The organism is Pseudoalteromonas maricaloris (genome assembly GCF_024746855.1).
GTDB lineage: Bacteria > Pseudomonadota > Gammaproteobacteria > Enterobacterales > Alteromonadaceae > Pseudoalteromonas > Pseudoalteromonas maricaloris.
Genome location: NZ_CP024625.1, coordinates 37,501 through 55,529, shown reverse-complemented (window position 1 = coordinate 55,529; position 18,029 = coordinate 37,501). Strand labels below are relative to the sequence as shown.

The window sequence follows — 18,029 nt, the reverse complement described above, 5'->3', positions numbered from 1 at the left end:
CGTCTCTCAAGATCACTATTTAGCGCTAAATTGTCATTCTGAAAAGTGAGAGTTTCTTATCCTTACAATAAAAATTTTTTATTGCCTAATTCATTTTGACAAAAACAACTATATTTTAGTCAATTTCATCACTTTTAGAGCGCATTAACTTTCAACAATAAAACATAATATATTGATTTTATTTGAATTTATATTTGGCATTGTTCTTGTAACAACAATCATGCAACTGAGCCAATAAGGATCGACCATGAATAAAATTTTACTACTAACAGCAGCAACAATGATGACAACCACCGTCGCTGCACACGAAAAAAATAACATCACGTTTAGCGGTGACAATTGTGAAGTAGAATTTCAAAATGACGTTAGGATCACGCCTGATAACTTGGTGATCACAACGGCCAAAAACAAAACAGCTGAGATCAACAACCTTGGCGAACTGACACTCAATGGCGAGCGCATCGCACTTAATACACAGCAAAAAACGATGCTCACGCAATATGGTGATGAACTAAGAGGCCGCCTACCACAAGTGGCTGATATTGCTTTTGAAGGCATAAAACTAGCGGGCGTTGCCCTTAATGAAGTGGCGCAAACCTTTAATTTAACTAGTTTAGATAGCATCCATGCTGTGATCGATGACCTCGAAACAGAAGTGCAAAATACGTTTTATCAGCAAGGTGCGTTTGTGATGGGCAAGCAAACCTTTGATGAGTTTGGCCAAAATTTTGATAATCAGTTTGAAGAAAAAATCGAGACCGCAGTACAAGGTGCCATGATGCAATCGATAGGTAGTTTACTGGTTGCGATTGGCAACGAAATGTCAGATGCAAACGGTGATATGAGCAGCTTTGAACAACGTATGGAAAACTTCGCAACGCAAATCGAAACCAAAGTTGAACAACAGGCAGAATCTATTGAGAAAAAAGCCGACGCACTGTGTGGCGATTTTGAACAAATAGCGAAAAACGAAGCTATTGTTGCAAGGTCTATCCCCGCCATGTCAGAGTACCAACTGTTTAAATTTAAATAATCTGACGTTGGCATAACTTACATCTAATTAAAGATACGTTATGCCAACCCTTTCCTTTGTGCATCAGCCAATTCCCCCAGCGTTTTAATCGCTTGCTCTACCGACGCATCCCACGGCAAACCATAACTGATACGTATACAATTTTGATACTTTTTGCTGGCACTAAATAGCGTACCGGGCGTAATACTGATCCCGCGCTCTAAGGCTTTTTGGAACAACAAGGCACCATCAACGTGCTTACCTAAGTCTAGCCACAGCACACAACCACCTTGCGGGCGACTGACTCTTACCTCACTACCAAACGCAACATTCACCGCTTGGATCATACGATCTCGATTCTCAATTAACCGTTTACGGACCAACTTTAAATGGCGCTCGTAGCCTCCGGAGCTGAGAAAATCCGCCAGTGCCCATTGATTCATTAAAGAGGACGAGCAACTCAACGCACGTTTTATGCGCTTTGCTTTTGCACTAAATTGACTGGCGACCATCCAACCCACTCGATAGCTGGGCGCTGCGGTTTTTGAAAATGACGCACATGTGATCACTAAGCCCTTTTGGCTAAATGCTTGTGCCGGTATGCCGCGCTGCTCGGTAAAATATAAATCACCATACACATCGTCTTCTATCAACACCACGTCACGTTGCTCTAATAGCGCCACCAGCTGCGCACGTCTCGTATCTGGCATAAAGCTACCAAGCGGGTTACTAATACTGGTAGAAAACACACACGCTCGAATATCATGCTTTTCAAGTGCCCGTTCAAGGTCGCTCAGCCAAATGCCATCATCTGGGCAAACAGGTATTTCAATGGCCTTTAACCCTAAGTTTTCAGCCAGTTCAACAATGCCAAAATAACAAGGGGATTCAATCGCTATCACGTCTCCGGGCTTGGTCACCGCTTGTAACGCAATCGCCAATGCTTCTTGCGCGCCATTGGTGATCACCACTTCATCCATATCTATTGCTAAGCCCATATCCAAATAACGCCGCACGATTTGCTTTTTTAAACTATCTAAACCATCCATAGGACCATAATTAATGAGTTCATTCCCTGCTTCTTTCATTGCGCGGCGCATAATTTTGGCAAGAACCTGCTCGGTACCAGCAATGGCGATGGGGTTGGCGATACCTAAGGGGATTGCATGTGGCTGATGGATCCCCTTATACACTTGTTCAATCAACGCCTGCTTGTTAACCACCACAGGTTTGGCGGACAATCGTGCACGCTTAGGTGAGTCGTTGTGCGAAGTTCTGTGACATAAAAAGTAGCCGGACTTCTCTTTGGCAATGACTTTTCCCTGATCTTCAAGTGCTTGATAGGCCTGCTTTACCGTTGGGATACTGACGTTTAAGTTTTGCGCCATAACACGCAATGAGGGAAGCTTTTCGCCCGGTAAAATGGACTCTTGTTCTGCCATCGACAAGATCATTTGGATCACCTGCTGATAGAGAAAGGCGGAATGTTGGCGTTGAATAACGGTACTCATAAGCAATAATCTGTATAGGTATAAATTAGCAAATTCTGTATATAGCTTATACAGAATAACAGCGTAAACTACAGACTTCCACTGCTGTTTGAATCTAGAGCCGATCATGAAAAATCTATTTCTTTACGCCATCACTGTGTTGATTTGGGGATCAACATGGCTTGCCATTGAATACCAACTTGGCAGCATCAACGAGTTTGTGTCGCTGTTTTACCGCTTTGGCCTCGCCGCGGTTTGTATGTGGGCATTTGTCATCTATAAGCGTGTGCCAATGCGATTTTCTCGCCGAGATCACGGCTTTTTCATCCTCTTAGCGCTGTGTAACTTTGGTGCTAACTATCTCTTCTTATATTGGGCTCAGGCACATTTAACGTCAGCGATGGCATCAATTGCGTTTTCATTATTATTGGTCGTTAACATCGTCAACACTAAGCTGTTTTTTGCCAAACCTATTGCAAAGCGAATTTACTTTGGTGCATCACTGGGCACGCTTGGGATAGTCAGCTTGTTTTGGCACGACTTGGTCGCATTTGATTTGCAAAGCGAGGCCTTCTTGGGATTATCATTAGCTCTATTAGGAACAGTGGTCGCGTCACTCGGTAATATGGTGAGCGTACGCAATTCTAATCAGCAAATTGATGTTATGGCGGGAAATGCGTGGGGTATGCTTTACAGCGCTGTCATGTTAGCAACCTATGTCGCCTTTAGTGAACATCAGTTTATCAACCAAGCGCCGGCATCATATTGGTGGTCTCTGATTTACCTCAGCGTGTTTGGCACCGTCATTGCCTTTGGTTGTTATTTCTCACTACTCAAGAATATTGGGCCTGAGAAAGCGAGTTATTTGATAGTGTTATTTCCTTTTGTTGCCGTGGCCTTGAGTACCTTATTTGAAGGCTTTGAGTGGCAGCAAAACACCTTTATTGGGTTTATTTTGGTCATCCTAGGTAATGCGATTGTACTCACGCCTTTAGATCGCATCTACGCTTGGTTGTCCATTCGGTCCCCAGTTAGAAGTTGAAGTCTTACCAATGCTTTAGCTTCTTACTTTTCAGCGCCATTTTATAATGGCGCTTTTTTTATGTTCAGAGCTCGGCGGCAGCATGTTATCGTCGCAGGCGTGCACCCAACAATCTCGCCATCAGCCTCGATGTCATACCCCTCTTGTGCGATATAAAGCTCTGCAATGCGACCGTGGTGCACATTTCTTGTGCCCATATGACGTTTAAGTAGCATATTGACAAACAATATCACCCGCTGCCAATGCGTTTGCGGTGTAAACCACAGCAGCTCCAGCTGACCGTCATCAAGGCAAGCCATAGGAGCAGGAGTTAACCCTGCCCCAAAGTGTTTGCCATTCGCAAGTAACAACATCATACCCTGCTCAGGCCACGTATTGCTGTGGTAGCGAATGAGTTTGGCAGTAAACAGCGACATTAATCCCGCATAGGTATAGCTCAGCTTTCCTAGCCGTTTGGTCTGTCCTAAGTTATTCATGACATGCGCGTTAAAGCCAATCCCAGCAACATTGACAAACCAGTGCCCATCCACTTTACCCAAATCAATACTTGAGATCTTGTCTGAAAATACAGCTGCTCGCCACTGTGCTTTGGAATAATTAAACTGCCGAGCAAAATCGTTGCCAGTCCCCGCTGGCAGCAGTGCAAGCGTGTTATCCCGTTCAGCAATGGCATTGGCGACTAGGTGCAAAGTGCCATCCCCCCCAATCACCACCACGCTCACTTCCGCCGTAGCTGCTTGAGCAATTGCGTCCCTATCTGCGACAAAGTTTCCAGTGGTATTAAACCAAGTTGCCGTCAACTGTTGTTGTTTTAATTGTTGCTTTAACCATGCAATTTGCGCTTTCCCCTCAGCACCCGCTAAAGGGTTGACTACCACCAGCATAAAAACCCTTAAATACAAAAACTCAACTTATATGAATAAAAAACCAAAACTAAAACCAAAAATAAAAAACAAAAACCACAAACGCCCATATTAATTGAGATGCAGCCTAATAAAGACAATCACACTTATGCATAACCATGCAAAAAAGCCATTAAAATAAAAATAAACAAACCATTAATTCATTAGTTATTTTTATCCGAAAACATCAATTTTTATCGTTTTAAATTTAAACAAATTGCGTGCAAAATAGCCTTGTTTTCAATCATAGCTTATTAGGAGCCAGACATGCTTAATTCAGCTGCACCTTGCAGCCCATCACAAAACACGTTTAACCAAACACAACCAACTAAACAACGTCGTATCAATTGGACGAAGTGGTTGGCAGTATGTGGTCAACACTTAGCGTTAAAAGACGTGATTATGTATAAGTAAGTCTGCACAGAGCATGGCGTCCCAACCCGCCATGCTCTCGTCAGCATTTGTTTCAATAGACCATAAAAGCACCACTTCAACCAGCATTTTTGTACAAAACCTCTTCGTCAAACCGCTAATTTCTAGCACAATTTTAAAAAAACCTCACTTTTAGCACATTTTTTAAGCAAACAGTTTAAAAACGGTTTACAGCGCCTAAATCGCTAAGTATTATCTTTGCCCATGGAGAGATGGCTGAGTGGTTGAAAGCACCGGTCTTGAAAACCGGCATACGTTAATAGCGTATCTAGGGTTCAAATCCCTATCTCTCCGCCATTTTTAAAGTATTGCGCCGGAGAGGTGGCCGAGTGGCTGAAGGCGCTCCCCTGCTAAGGGAGTATAGGGTTTGTAGCCCTATCGAGGGTTCGAATCCCTCCTTCTCCGCCATCACTTATAAAAAAACCGCTTAATTGCGGTTTTTTTATGTCTGCGATTTATCACTTCCACACACAACTGGTCAGATGTCTTCAACCTATGCTATGTTGAGATCTGATTGGGGAAATGAGTGTGACGAATGAAAATCCATGTCTTAGAAGGCTATATTCAACATATTTATCTGGTTGAGCACGAAACGGGCCTGCTGTTACTCGACGGTTGCTGTCGTGCCGATGTTGAGTTGGTCTGCAACTACATCCTGCAACTGCAAAAGCCACTAAACGCACTCAAGCTGATTGTGGTCACGCATATGCACCCAGATCATGCCGGTGGCGCGCACAAACTCAAAAAACTCACGGGCGCAAAGATTGCGGCCGCAAATGCCCCCAGTCAGTGGTATCGTGGTATTGATGGTGTCATGATGCACCTCTCCGATATGGCGCTGGCACTTTGGGTTGCAGGGAGAAAGCGCAAGGCCAAACGTAATCTTTGGTATCCAAGACAATTATCACCAGACTTTTACCTAGCCGACGGTGATAACTTACCTTACTTTAACGAATGGCAAGCGATACACACACCCGGTCATACAGATAGAGATTTGAGCTTGTATCACCTCCCCAGTAAGCGCATCTATGTGGCGGATTTGACGGTAAAAGTGAAAGGGCAATTTGTTGCGCCTTTTCCGGTATTCTATCCACGCCTGTATCGTCAATCTCTTGCCAAAGTAAAGGCACTACAACCCCACTCCGTGATCTTGGCGCATCAAGGAGAAGTGCTCGCAGAAGAAATTGATTTCAACGCATTGATAGCGCGCGCGCCCAAGCAACCAATGACACATTGGCGCTCGGTGAAGAAGAAGACTAAAAAAGCACTAGGATTAGGAAACTAGCTTTCGTTGATAACCCGCACCAACTGCGCGATGTCCTCCTGACTATTATAAATATGTGGTGAGACACGAATACCGTAGCGACGATTATCCACAGCAATGTCTGCGTGCTTAAGCTGCTCCATCACTGCCTCATGCTGCGAACCAAAATGCAAAATAGCGGTCCCAGAGCAAGCACTCTGTGCTGTAGGAGAGCGATAAAATTCAGGCAATGCCGCTTGTAACTCAGATAACAAAGCAAAGTTGTACGCTCTTACTTGCTCAATCCCAAGCTCGGCAAAATAGCCAAGGCTGTGCCCCGCATAGATATAAGGTGCCACACTTGGAGTACCGCCCCAAAAACGCAGCGCACTTTCACTCAGCGCAAAATGATGAATATCAAACTCGAATGGATTTTGATGCGAAAACCAGCCAACGTCTTTTGGTTCGCAATAAGGCAAGACATCCTCATTCACCCAGATGAAACCTGCGCCAGGGCCACCGCAGCTCCATTTCACACAAGAGCCGATAACGCAATCCGCACCCCACTCGCTTAAATTTATTGGTAATACACTAAGTGACTGAGCAATATCAATAATGCTTCGACAACCATATTGGTTAGCAAGGCTAATGATGTCAGCAACAGGCGCCTGCTGACCGCTGTTCGAATAAACATGACTGACAAATACCCAGTCAATTTGCTCGTCAATATAGTGCTGCCACACACTTAAGTCGTGCATATTCATCGCTTCGGGAATATAAACAATCTCAATATTGTCCAGCGCATTTTGTAACGCAAATCCCATGCTGGGGAAGTCTTGCTCACTCATCAATACGCGTACTTTGCGAATGCCACTTTCGGGCAAACTCATCGCCCATTTCGTTAAACCACTGGAAAGGTTTGTTTGCGGACAAAACAGGCGCGCATCCGTGTGTAATAGGGAAGCTAGGGCTGAGGTAAAGCGATCAATACCGCTTAGCCACTGCTGCCAAGGCTCTTGATTTTGTTGTTGCCACGGCACCATAAATTGCTGATGGAAATCTTCCGCTGCAGATTTCAACATACGACCAACGGAATGACTCAATAAATAGCGACCCGTAGGCAAGTGAAAATCATCCCTATATTGCTTCATGCTTAACCCCTATTGCTTGGCGTAATCGTTTTAAATCATGATGCCGAGTAAAGATATCAGCGCGCTCGGCAGCGGCTCGCCTATCTCTTAAGTCTGCGAGTTCTTTGAGTAAGACTTCAATCGGTGGACCACTGGCGGTCACTTTGCTTAAGTGCTGTTGCTGCATTGCTTGCGAAGGTTTGGCGATATACTTTTCGACGAGTTGATTGTGATGTTGTATGGCCGTATCTCCATGCAGCTTACACACTTGTATAAACAAGCTACAGGCAGGGCCAAACCAATCACTTTTCGGCCCTTTCAATGCACTCAGAAACGCATCCATTAAATTAGGCGTGCGCATGCATTCACGCAGTGTTGCTTGGTCTTCTGGCATCATATAGAGGAATTTTTCCACCAGCATTTGACCGTAACTAATGTCGTTCGCCGGGCATAACCCCAACATCATATCGATAACATTGATACCCGCAAAATCTCCAGCGTTTGCGCCACGATAGACCTCTTTACCAACTCGGTATGGTTTATAATAGGGTCGTACAACATAAAAGAATGCCTCGGTATCTAGTTCCTTAAATAACTCTCGATTAGACTCTATCACCTCAAGCAGCGCTTGCTTAACTTGTTTGAGTAGCACCAATGACATGGGATGAGAAATTCCCAAATGATGCACCTTCATTAACGATTCGGACGCACGTTTATAGGCAAGAATGGCCTGAGTATTGTAGTCGATGAATAAGCGCTCTGCCGGATGAGAGGTAAAGCGCTTATACACGCCGTTGATTGCGCGGTTGTGTGTGGTGAGATGAGCCGTTGCGAAGCGTGGTGTAACTCCCAAAGAGGCACCAATATGCATAGCCAGTGCCGATGCTTGTGTTAGTGGAGACACCCTTTCACGGCTTGGCTCGGTAATTTCGTGGCGTCTGCATGCAGCCATAAATAGACCAACGTTACCGAGTAAGTCGAATGCTTGCTCAAAGCCTTCGTCGGTATTGCCTTCTTCTAGCAAGGCTTGGATCAGTTGATTACCTTCTTCTAATAACTGTGCTTTTAGCGTTTCACCAACGCCTTCAACGTTTGCTTTATCCTGCTGCTGCCAATAAAGATGTTCAAGCTTGTCGTTAAGGTCGACAAACGGACCTCTAATCCAAGCGTCAAATTGTACGGCTAATGGACTCATGATTACTTCTCGTGATTATTCCACAGTAAAGGCTAGCAAATCACCACGAGCATAATTTGCCAATTTTCTCTAAAAGTTTAATACTGATTAGCAAGAATCACTCTTTTATTTCGTTTATGTCGGTAAATCTAGATGCCAAGGACAAATTGCTCCTTAACGCCTTGCAACATAATGCACGTTTGAGTAATGCCTCACTCGCCGAAAAGGCAAACCTTTCTGATACTCCCTGTCTTCGACGCGTAAAACGCTTACAAGATACAGGAGTAATTTCAGGCTATCATGCGGCACTGGATAGAGCACAAGTTGACCTAAGCATTTTGGTTTATGCATTTATAAAGCTCAGTGAAAATACCGCAACCGCAGCGCATTTATTTGAACAACACGTGGAATCTGAAGATCAGGTGATTAGTTGTTCGGTGATCTCCGGAAGTCATGATTACCTATTGGAAATCGTAGCAAAGGATTTGCCCAGCTATGAACAATTTGCCAAACATCAACTGGGCGCCTGTAAGGTAATTAGCGGGATTGAATCAACGATTGTCCTAAAGCAAACTTTTGCAAAACGCACATTACCGATCCGCTAACCATTTTTATCGTCATCTGTTCTCGCTATACTGCATGTGATTTTATGCTCATAAGGACCGACTATGCGCCACTACCTTACCTCCACAGTATTTGCTTTTAGCCTGCTTGCCTCACCTTTGGTCATCGCACAAGACTGTGTTACCCAAGTGAGTGATATGTCGCTATTCACCAAGAGCAAAAAGTCGGGATTATTCCGCGACGCAATCAATAAAGGCCCTGTCACCATCGATATAGCGAATATAAAAAACTATAACGATTATATTCGTTCTACCAAGCAAATTATTGAAAGCCGCAATCCCCGCGCTACACTGCCATGCCCGTTAATGACACCCACTGCAACATTACTCAATCTGACAACCCCCAAGGTAAGTGACTTAATCGCGCCATTTTCACTTGAGCATGACAACAAAGATCACGCCATTTTACTTATCCATGGTCTGACCGATTCTCCTTTTACTTTTCACTACCTTGCGGCAGCACTCTATGAAGCAGGATACAATGTCAGAACCATGTTACTGCCAGGCCACGCGACTGCACCAAGCGATTTAACCGAAGTTGATATTGACGATTGGCAAACCCATACGGATTATGCCATCGCACAGACGAGCCAAGATTTTAAGCATTTTTCCGTACTTGGTTATTCCACTGGTGCCGCCTTGGTGCTGAGTAGCATAGCAAAGCACAAGCCCAATAATTTAGGCTCTGTTGCACTTATCTCACCCGCCACAGAGCCACATAATAAGAACGGTTGGCTAGCCAAGTGGATTGATTACGTGCCATTTGTCAATTGGATAGATGAAGACGCTGACTTGGATTTCGCCAAATATGAATCTTTCCCATGGCATGGCGCAACGTTAGCCCATCAGGCTATGGCGCCACTCAAATCACTCACCACTTTGCCAGATGTACCGATGTTTATCAGCTATAGCGATGTCGATACCACCATAGACAATCATGCAACGGCAAAGCTGCTAGAAAAATGGCAACCTAAATCAACATTGACCCAATTTATCTACTCGGAAACGCCATCGACTAAGCAAGGTGTGAATTATCGGAGCGTGAAAGCCGACAACATTGTCGATATGTCTCATATTGGTATTTTGCAGCCACCTGAACATATTTTTTACGGCCGCAAAGGGCCTTATCGTAATTGCACCAGTTACCACTTAGAAGACCAAGCCTTCATTAACTGCCGCACAGGTAAAACTGTCCATTTTGGCGAGCGTCACGAGAAAAGCATGACGCAATACACCGCTCTTGCGCGGATCACGTTTAACCCTGATTACAGCAACTTTGAGCAAGCACTGCTCGCATTTTTTGACGGCCACAATGACTGAGTACCAACACAGGTTTATTCATTCCCTGACTGAAGTGACAGAAGCACAGTGGGACTGTGTTTCACCATCACATGTATTTACGAGCTACGCGTGGCTGCTTGCATTAGAGTTGAGCGGCTGCACCAGCAAAGAGACTGGCTGGATACCGCATCACCTAATGATTGAACGCCAAGGCGAGTTGATTGCAATTTTACCAGGCTATATTAAATCGCACTCTTATGGCGAGTACGTTTTTGATTGGGCTTTTGCTGAAGCTTACGAGCGCCATGGATTAGATTACTATCCGAAATGGCTATGTGGCGTCCCCTTTACGCCCACTCAAGGGCCAAGAATATTAACGAAACGTCTATCTTCTTGCTTGCTTGAATATATTGACGCTACGCTCACGAGCCTCGCCCAACTAGGCATTAGTGGAGTCCATATTAATTTTTGTCGTGAAAGCGATTTTCTCACTCAAAGTCATTTAACGATGCGCCGCAATGTGCAATTTCATTGGCATAATCAAGGTTACGCCGAGTTCGATGATTTTCTCGCACGACTCACATCAAGAAAGCGTAAAATGGTCATGAAAGAACGCCAAGCTGTGACCGCCCAAGGTATTAACATAAGCTGGACTGTTGGCAGAGAAATAAGCACAGCACAACTTGATGCGTTTTTTCTCAGTTACCAGCTCACCTATCTTAAACGCTCGCGGCACCACGGCTATCTCTCTCGCGACTTTTTTCAGCAAGTTATCACCTCAATGCCAGATAAGCTTCGTCTTTGCTGCGCTTACTTAAACCACGAAATTATTGCCACTAGTTTATATCTTGTGGATGGTGATACCTTGTATGGTCGCTATTGGGGCGCAATTGAGGATAGTTACGACTTTTTACATTTTGAGCTGTGTTACTATCAAGGCATAGAGTACGCCATTGCTAATCAGCTTGCTGTCTTTGACGCAGGTGCTCAAGGCGAGCACAAGTTAGTGAGGGGTTTTGAGCCGGTGTGGAGGCAATCGTATCACCGCTTATTTCAACCTGACTTTCAACACGCGCTTGAGGATTTTACCAAGCGCGAAGCGGACGCACTCGGGCATTACTTTATCGAGTGCCAAGCAAAACTACCGTTTAAACACCAATAAGCGATTATTAGCCGGCATCGCATAGTCTTGCTGTAGTGTAAGTCCTTGCTCTGCCGCAAGCGCCAATACCCATTCTTGATCGCGAATGCCACTCTCTTTGTCTTGCGATTTTAAATATGCATCAAACTCTCGGTTACTCTCGCTGGTAAATTCACCTTGATAATTAAACGGCCCATAAACTATCAGGTAGCCGCTTTCTTTAAGGTGTCGTCCAACTCCTGCGATTAAGCGCTCAACGAGTGTTGATGACACAATGTGCAAGGTATTAGCGGTATAGATCACATCATAACGCTGATTAACAGGCCACCCATGGTACAAGTCTAGCGCCAATGGCGGTAAAGCATTTTCTAACTCGGCGTCATCAAGCCACGCTTGAATACCTGCGTGATTAACCTCCCTGTCCGCCGTCTGCCACGTTAAATGCGGTAACGCCGCAGCAAAGTGCACCGCATGTTGACCCGTACCAGAGCCTACCTCTAGCACTTCCAAAGGTTTATTTAGATAGGGAGTGAGCTTTTCTAATATTGGCTGTTTATTGTTTTCACACGCTTGAGAGTATGGTTTTGTCATCTCGTTTGCACTATTTTGATCGATTTATGCGCCTCATTGAGGCAAGAATTTATCTCAATTGCAAGGCAAATAGCTAAAACTTCCACTAAGCAATTAAAATTAGAAAAGAAATTTATTTTGGTACAACTTCTGCTAAGTTTAAAGAGTACTAAGAGGAGAAGCGAGCATGAAAATTTCAGAGATCACCCAAATGCCAAGCCAACTTAAAAGCGAAGGACTTGTTCTGAAGAAGCGTAAAAATACCTTCACGAAAAGTCGCGCTTACCGACAAGAAGTCGCCAACCTGATGCAACTCGAAGAACAAGAGAAAGAGCATTCAGAACAGCAATATCTCCTCGGCTATAATTAAGCTTAATCACACTTTCTTAAATTCATTTCAGACTCATAGTGAGCTGCTATGGTGAATGCTAAACAAATTGTTTGGCAGTGCGAATACTAAAGCTTGAATTGCCAACCAAACGATGTAATGATAACCATTATCATTACATCGTTTGGTTTTGTATTTATGCAGCTAGCTACTTTATTACAAACTTATCGTGCGAAGCTTAATCGCCACTGCCAGCGACCACAACTTGAGGCGCCGCTCTTGGTTGCGGAATATATTTCAGCAGGCATAAGCATGGCGAAATGGTACGAGCGCCATAATAACCCGCTGCTGCAAGAGCTTTATCTTAAAAATACATTGTCCGAACTGTTAGAACAGATTGCCGATCCACTCGTTGATACAGCCATACGTAAACAATGCATGGATCAATTATTTAAACCTTTGTTGGCACTAAAACGGTTTTATAAACATCACCATACTTCGTCACGGCAATTTTTGAAGCTCCAGCGAGATGCGTGCCAAACCTGCCAGCAGTTTAACCCTTTTTATTAGGAGCAACGATGACTACATTTCGTCAAGAATCCGATAGTATGGGAACATTAGATGTTCCTGAACATGCGCTCTACAAAGCGCAAACACAACGCGCTGTAAATAACTTTCCTATTAGCGGGATCACAATGCCAAGTAGCTTTATCAAAGCATTGGCCTATATCAAACAAGCCGCAGCAGAAACCAATCAATCCCTAGGCCATCTATCAAGTGATAAAGCAAAAGCAATTGTGAGTGCCTGTCAGCAGCTAATTGATGGCAAACACTTAGATCAATTTCCGGTAGATGTCTTTCAGACTGGCTCTGGTACCAGTTCAAATATGAATGCCAACGAAGTGATAGCTACTCTAGCTACTGAATTGAGCGGTGTCGCAATTCATCCTAATGATGACGTTAACATGGGTCAAAGCTCAAACGATGTGATCCCAACAGCGATTCACGTGAGTAGTGCAATCACAGCAGTGTATGATCTTCTGCCAGCACTAAAACACTTATCTAGTAGTATTGAACAAAAAGCAGAGCAAGTTGGTCATCACGTCAAAACTGGCCGGACGCACTTGATGGATGCAATGCCAGTGACCTTTGCACAAACATTAAGTGGCTGGCAAGCGCAAGTCGATAACGCCTGTCAGGGCATTGTTCATTCCTTAGAAAAAGTTTACGAGTTAGGTCAAGGTGGAACAGCGGTCGGCACAGGTATTAATGCCGATCCTCAGTTCGCTAAATTATTTAGCCAAAACCTGAGCACTAACATCGGGATCCGCTTCAGTAAAGGTAACAACTTTTTCTATCATATCGGTTCACAAGACGCGATAGTGGGACTGTCAGGCCAACTTAAAACCTTTGCAGTAGCACAAATGAAGATAGCCAATGACTTGCGCTGGATGAATTCAGGACCGCTTGCTGGCCTAGGTGAAATCGAGCTTGAGGCGCTACAGCCAGGCTCTTCAATCATGCCAGGTAAAGTAAACCCTGTTATTCCAGAAGCGGCTGCAATGGCCAGTGCTCAAGTGATAGGTAATGACGCAACGATTAGTGTTGCAGGCCAGTCTGGCAATTTTGAGCTGAATGTTATGTTGCCGGTGATTGCATTAAATATTTTGCAAAGCATTGAGATCCTCTCAAATACCGCGAGGCTACTTGCGGACAAAGCTATCTCAAGCTTTAAAGTAAATGAGCAAAATATTCAAAAGGCACTGGCTAAAAACCCGATTTTAGTTACCGCGTTAAATCCTGTGATCGGGTATGAAAAAGCAGCACAAATTGCCAAGCTTGCCTACAAAGAAGGACGTCCAATCATTGAGGTCGCTGCTGAGCAAACCGATCTGAGTGAAGACAAACTTCAATCATTACTCGATCCACAAAAACTCACCAAAGGCGGTCTATAACGCTGTCCCTCACAGCCTGCGATCACATATAGTGTATGCAGGCTGCAGAGCTTGCTATTCCTTAAGGACTTGCGTAGTTTAATTAGCAAACATTAGGAGAGCATATAATGAACAAGATGATCCCCACTTTACTTGCAACCTTTTTGCTGTTTGGTTGCCAAGAAGAAGTAACTAAAGAACAAACTGTAGAACAAAAAGCACAAGAAACTAAGCCTGTAAGCGAAAAGCACACCGAAGTTAAAGAATCAAAAGAAGCAAGCTTACCTATTCAACAAGATGGTAAAAAGCTCGATACCTCTGACATCAAAACCCATAAACAATCATTGGAAAGCGTCGTGGCCGACAAAAGCTGTGATAACGATACCCAGTGTAAAGTCATTGCCGTTGGCGATCGTGCCTGTGGTGGCCCCTCTTCTTATCTAGTGTATTCAACAAGATCAGCAGATGAGGCCCAAGTTAAGCAGCTAGCGGAGCAAATTACTACATTAGAGCGCGCCTATAATATGCAAAATCAGATGATGAGTATCTGTCAGCATTTAATTGAACCCGCAACACAATGCGTTGAAAATAAGTGTGTTAAACTAGAAAATAGTCGTCCTACTTACTAGAGGCAATAATGAAGTTAGCTATTTTTATCGCTTGCATCGGCACGCTAATTGCGGCGTTATCTGGCTGTGAAATGACACCAAGCGATGCAACAAGTCGCTCGAATGCTACGCATACACTCAGCGATATAAGAGCAAATATAGGATGTGATGCAAGCTATCAGTGTAAAGTAATTGGAGTAGGTGAGCGATTAACCTGTGGTGGACCAAGAGAATACCTGATCTATTCAACGAAGCATACTGATGAGCAAGATGTAGAAGCAGTCGTTAGCGCTATTACAAAGCAAGAAAAGCTGAATAACAAAGGAAAAGCGCCAGCGGTTAGTTGTGAACCTGTGATGCCAATACAAACACTATGTATTGCCCATACCTGTCAGGCTGTGCCTCTATAAACTGATGAGCACTCAGGTTATCGGATAAGCTCATTGATCACTGAGATCACCATCACCAAAAGCGCACAAATACTCGCATTAATAATATACTTCACTTCAAGCTGCTTCTTAATCCAATAGCTATACATAAAGCGAATTAAGTAAGTGGCTGAAGTACCAAACAATGCAAATATTACCAACAGTGCAATTAAATGAAATGACACGCTAAATCCCCGGTTTTTAATCCATCATATCGTTAATTGACCCTTCCTTATAGCCCTTATTGCATAAAACCACATAGCAGCTTCTCGCTTGCAACCTATCGGCGGGTAAACCATCTCCTACCGTGTTGTACTGTGCTTATGTTGTGGTGGGAGTGGGAGCGAGTTCATCTCGCGAGGTTTTCTAAATCCTAGACAGCAAAAAACCCGTCGCATTGCTGCAACGGGTTTCTCTTATTTGGCCCTGGCGATGTTCTACTTTCACATGGGTAATCCACACTATCATCGACGCTGTTTTGTTTCACTTCTGAGTTCGGCATGGGGTCAGGTGGGTCCAAAACGCTATAGTCACCAGGAAATTCTGTTCATCAATGAAGTCTCCCTCATCAATGTAAATCTGGAAAAAGCTATTAAATTCTTTTGTCTACTTTAGTCTATTAACTTCTGTCGCTTATAAACCACTTTGGCGTTGTATGGTTAAGCCTCACGGGTAATTAGTACGAGTTAGCTTAATGCCTCACAGCACTTCCACATCTCGCCTATCAACGTTGTAGTCTTCAACGGCCCTTCAGTTGACTCTAAGTCAAAGTGAGAACTCATCTCGAGGCCTGCTTCCCGCTTAGATGCTTTCAGCGGTTATCAGTTCCGAACGTAGCTACCGGGCAATGCAATTGGCATCACAACCCGAACACCAGCGGTTCGTCCACTCCGGTCCTCTCGTACTAGGAGCAGCCCCTCTCAATTCTCAAACGCCCACGGCAGATAGGGACCGAACTGTCTCACGACGTTCTAAACCCAGCTCGCGTACCACTTTAAATGGCGAACAGCCATACCCTTGGGACCGACTTCAGCCCCAGGATGTGATGAGCCGACATCGAGGTGCCAAACACCGCCGTCGATATGAACTCTTGGGCGGTATCAGCCTGTTATCCCCGGAGTACCTTTTATCCGTTGAGCGATGGCCCTTCCATTCAGAACCACCGGATCACTATGACCTACTTTCGTACCTGCTCGACGTGTCTGTCTCGCAGTTAAGCTTGCTTCTACCATTACACTAACCGTACGATGTCCGACCGTACTTAGCAAACCTTCGTGCTCCTCCGTTACTCTTTGGGAGGAGACCGCCCCAGTCAAACTACCCACCAGGCACTGTCCTCAACCCCGATTCAGGGGCCTAAGTTAGAACATCAACACTACAAGGGTGGTATTTCAAGGTCGGCTCCACAGAAACTAGCGTCTCTGCTTCAAAGCCTCCCACCTATCCTACACATGTAGGGTCAATGTTCAGTGCCAAGCTGTAGTAAAGGTTCACGGGGTCTTTCCGTCTAGCCGCGGGTACACAGCATCTTCACTGCGATTTCAATTTCACTGAGTCTCGGGTGGAGACAGCGTGGCCATGGTTACACCATTCGTGCAGGTCGGAACTTACCCGACAAGGAATTTCGCTACCTTAGGACCGTTATAGTTACGGCCGCCGTTTACCGGGGCTTCGATCAAGAGCTTCGCCTAAGCTAACCCCATCAATTAACCTTCCGGCACCGGGCAGGTGTCACACCGTATACGTCATCTTACGATTTTGCACAGTGCTGTGTTTTTAATAAACAGTCCCAGCCACCTGGTCACTGCGGCTCTCGTTTGCTTACAGAGCAAGTCCTTCACAAACAAGAGCGTACCTTCTCCCGAAGTTACGGTACAATTTTGCCTAGTTCCTTCACCCGAGTTCTCTCAAGCGCCTTAGTATTCTCTACCTGACCACCTGTGTCGGTTTAGGGTACGATTCAGTATGAACTGAAGCTTAGAGGCTTTTCCTGGAAGTAGGGCATCAACAACTTCACCACCTTAGTGGCTCGTCTCGACTCTTAGCCTTAGCAACCCGGATTTTCCTAAGTCACCAGCCTACAGCCTTTCACATGGACAACCAACGCCATGCTTGCCTAGCCTGCTCCGTCCCCCCATCGCATTCATACCGAGTACGGGAATATTAACCCGTTTCCCATCGACTACGCTCTTCAGCCTCGCCTTAGGGGTCGACTCACCCTACCCTGATTAACATGGGATAGGAACCCTTGGTCTTCCGGCGGAGGAGTTTTTCACTCCTCTTGTCGTTACTCATGTCAGCATTCGCACTTCTGATATGTCCAGCATGCCTCCCGGCACACCTTCAGCCACTTACAGAACGCTCCCCTACCCCGCATACTTACGTACGCAGCCGTAGCTTCGGTGGTATGTTTAGCCCCGTTACATCTTCCGCGCAGGCCGACTCGACTAGTGAGCTATTACGCTTTCTTTAAAGGGTGGCTGCTTCTAAGCCAACCTCCTAGCTGTTTTAGCCTTCCCACATCGTTTCCCACTTAACATACACTTTGGGACCTTAGCTGACGGTCTGGGTTGTTTCCCTCTCCACGACGGACGTTAGCACCCGCCGTGTGTCTCCCGGATAGTACTTTACGGTATTCGGAGTTTGCAAAGGGTTGGTAAGTCGGGATGACCCCCTAGCCTTAACAGTGCT

General features: G+C 45.0%; 18 protein-coding genes, 2 tRNA genes and 2 rRNA genes (1 of these 22 running past the window's edge). 14 read left to right on the top strand and 8 right to left on the bottom strand.

Features of this window, described 5'->3' with window-relative positions:
- Window positions 1-247: 247 nt before the first annotated feature.
- Window positions 248-1,033 (top strand): DUF2884 family protein, encoded by a 786-nt coding sequence (locus tag CTT31_RS00270; protein WP_099031410.1) that lies wholly within the window; start codon window positions 248-250, stop codon window positions 1,031-1,033.
- A gap of 38 nt (window positions 1,034-1,071) precedes the next feature.
- Here CTT31_RS00270 and CTT31_RS00265 read toward each other — a convergent pair whose 3' ends face one another.
- Complete coding sequence (locus tag CTT31_RS00265) at window positions 1,072-2,631, bottom strand: aminotransferase-like domain-containing protein (RefSeq protein ID WP_260491743.1); 1,560 nt, start codon at window positions 2,629-2,631, stop codon at window positions 1,072-1,074.
- Between CTT31_RS00265 and CTT31_RS00260 the strand changes: the two genes are divergently transcribed.
- The gene (locus CTT31_RS00260) at window positions 2,630-3,544 is read left to right on the top strand and encodes a DMT family transporter (RefSeq protein ID WP_039490974.1); all 915 of its coding nucleotides are present in this window, start codon (window positions 2,630-2,632) and stop codon (window positions 3,542-3,544) included. The two genes, CTT31_RS00265 and CTT31_RS00260, sit on opposite strands and share 2 nt — an antisense overlap.
- Window positions 3,545-3,585: 41 nt before the next feature.
- Here the strand turns inward: CTT31_RS00260 and CTT31_RS00255 are convergent, their stop codons facing one another.
- On the bottom strand, window positions 3,586-4,428 hold the full coding sequence (locus tag CTT31_RS00255; protein WP_260491742.1) for a diacylglycerol/lipid kinase family protein: 843 nt from the start codon (window positions 4,426-4,428) through the stop codon (window positions 3,586-3,588).
- Window positions 4,429-4,713: 285 nt separating this feature from the next.
- Here CTT31_RS00255 and CTT31_RS00250 point away from each other — a divergent pair, with 285 nt between their 5' ends.
- The 4 genes from CTT31_RS00250 (at window position 4,714) to CTT31_RS00235 (ending at window position 6,163) form a co-directional block, all read left to right on the top strand.
- Window positions 4,714-4,860 carry a hypothetical protein gene (locus tag CTT31_RS00250; RefSeq protein ID WP_017219379.1) on the top strand — a complete coding sequence of 49 codons (147 nt, stop codon included), beginning with the start codon at window positions 4,714-4,716 and terminating at the stop codon, window positions 4,858-4,860.
- A gap of 224 nt (window positions 4,861-5,084) precedes the next feature.
- Window positions 5,085-5,175: transfer RNA gene (locus CTT31_RS00245), tRNA-Ser, on the top strand.
- A gap of 18 nt (window positions 5,176-5,193) precedes the next feature.
- Window positions 5,194-5,286: transfer RNA gene (locus CTT31_RS00240), tRNA-Ser, on the top strand.
- A 127-nt stretch (window positions 5,287-5,413) separates the two neighbouring features.
- Window positions 5,414-6,163: an MBL fold metallo-hydrolase gene (locus CTT31_RS00235; protein ID WP_260491741.1), complete on the top strand. Its 750-nt coding sequence runs from the start codon at window positions 5,414-5,416 to the stop codon at window positions 6,161-6,163.
- On the opposite strand, the gene CTT31_RS00230 is transcribed toward CTT31_RS00235, so the two are convergent.
- The gene (locus CTT31_RS00230; protein WP_260491740.1) at window positions 6,160-7,272 is read right to left on the bottom strand and encodes an aminotransferase class V-fold PLP-dependent enzyme; all 1,113 of its coding nucleotides are present in this window, start codon (window positions 7,270-7,272) and stop codon (window positions 6,160-6,162) included. The two genes, CTT31_RS00235 and CTT31_RS00230, sit on opposite strands and share 4 nt — an antisense overlap.
- Complete coding sequence (locus CTT31_RS00225) at window positions 7,259-8,446, bottom strand: PrnB family protein (protein ID WP_017219376.1); 1,188 nt, start codon at window positions 8,444-8,446, stop codon at window positions 7,259-7,261. Before CTT31_RS00225 ends, CTT31_RS00230 begins: the two co-directional genes overlap by 14 nt.
- A gap of 116 nt (window positions 8,447-8,562) precedes the next feature.
- On the opposite strand from CTT31_RS00225, the gene CTT31_RS00220 reads away from it, so the two are divergent.
- The 3 genes from CTT31_RS00220 (at window position 8,563) to CTT31_RS00210 (ending at window position 11,491) form a co-directional block, all read left to right on the top strand.
- Window positions 8,563-9,030, top strand: coding sequence for an Lrp/AsnC family transcriptional regulator (locus CTT31_RS00220; protein ID WP_222241969.1), 468 nt, complete (start codon window positions 8,563-8,565; stop codon window positions 9,028-9,030).
- 63 nt (window positions 9,031-9,093) lie between these two features.
- Complete coding sequence (locus CTT31_RS00215) at window positions 9,094-10,368, top strand: alpha/beta hydrolase (protein ID WP_260491739.1); 1,275 nt, start codon at window positions 9,094-9,096, stop codon at window positions 10,366-10,368.
- Entirely contained in the window at window positions 10,361-11,491 is a 1,131-nt protein-coding gene (locus CTT31_RS00210) for a GNAT family N-acetyltransferase (protein ID WP_260491738.1), read from the top strand. Before CTT31_RS00215 ends, CTT31_RS00210 begins: the two co-directional genes overlap by 8 nt.
- Here CTT31_RS00210 and CTT31_RS00205 read toward each other — a convergent pair.
- Window positions 11,471-12,061, bottom strand: coding sequence for a DUF938 domain-containing protein (locus CTT31_RS00205; protein ID WP_211858952.1), 591 nt, complete (start codon window positions 12,059-12,061; stop codon window positions 11,471-11,473). The genes CTT31_RS00210 and CTT31_RS00205 overlap by 21 nt on opposite strands.
- 166 nt (window positions 12,062-12,227) lie before the next feature.
- On the opposite strand from CTT31_RS00205, the gene CTT31_RS00200 reads away from it, so the two are divergent.
- From CTT31_RS00200 to CTT31_RS00180, 5 genes are all read left to right on the top strand, one after another.
- Window positions 12,228-12,410, top strand: coding sequence for a hypothetical protein (locus CTT31_RS00200; protein ID WP_010378070.1), 183 nt, complete (start codon window positions 12,228-12,230; stop codon window positions 12,408-12,410).
- A 117-nt stretch (window positions 12,411-12,527) separates the two neighbouring features.
- Entirely contained in the window at window positions 12,528-12,938 is a 411-nt protein-coding gene (locus CTT31_RS00195; RefSeq protein WP_312026959.1) for a hypothetical protein, read from the top strand.
- An 8-nt stretch (window positions 12,939-12,946) separates the two neighbouring features.
- Complete coding sequence (locus CTT31_RS00190) at window positions 12,947-14,323, top strand: class II fumarate hydratase (protein WP_260491736.1); 1,377 nt, start codon at window positions 12,947-12,949, stop codon at window positions 14,321-14,323.
- Window positions 14,324-14,430: 107 nt separating this feature from the next.
- Complete coding sequence (locus CTT31_RS00185) at window positions 14,431-14,931, top strand: hypothetical protein (RefSeq protein WP_260491735.1); 501 nt, start codon at window positions 14,431-14,433, stop codon at window positions 14,929-14,931.
- A gap of 8 nt (window positions 14,932-14,939) precedes the next feature.
- Complete coding sequence (locus CTT31_RS00180) at window positions 14,940-15,320, top strand: hypothetical protein (RefSeq protein ID WP_211858949.1); 381 nt, start codon at window positions 14,940-14,942, stop codon at window positions 15,318-15,320.
- A 17-nt stretch (window positions 15,321-15,337) separates the two neighbouring features.
- Here CTT31_RS00180 and CTT31_RS00175 read toward each other — a convergent pair whose 3' ends face one another.
- The 3 genes from CTT31_RS00175 to CTT31_RS00165 all read right to left on the bottom strand — a co-directional run.
- Window positions 15,338-15,523, bottom strand: coding sequence for a hypothetical protein (locus CTT31_RS00175; RefSeq protein WP_010378060.1), 186 nt, complete (start codon window positions 15,521-15,523; stop codon window positions 15,338-15,340).
- 239 nt (window positions 15,524-15,762) lie between these two features.
- A 5S ribosomal RNA gene (gene rrf / locus CTT31_RS00170) occupies window positions 15,763-15,876 on the bottom strand.
- 117 nt (window positions 15,877-15,993) lie between these two features.
- A 23S ribosomal RNA gene (locus CTT31_RS00165) occupies window positions 15,994-18,029 on the bottom strand; it runs 849 nt beyond the window's last position.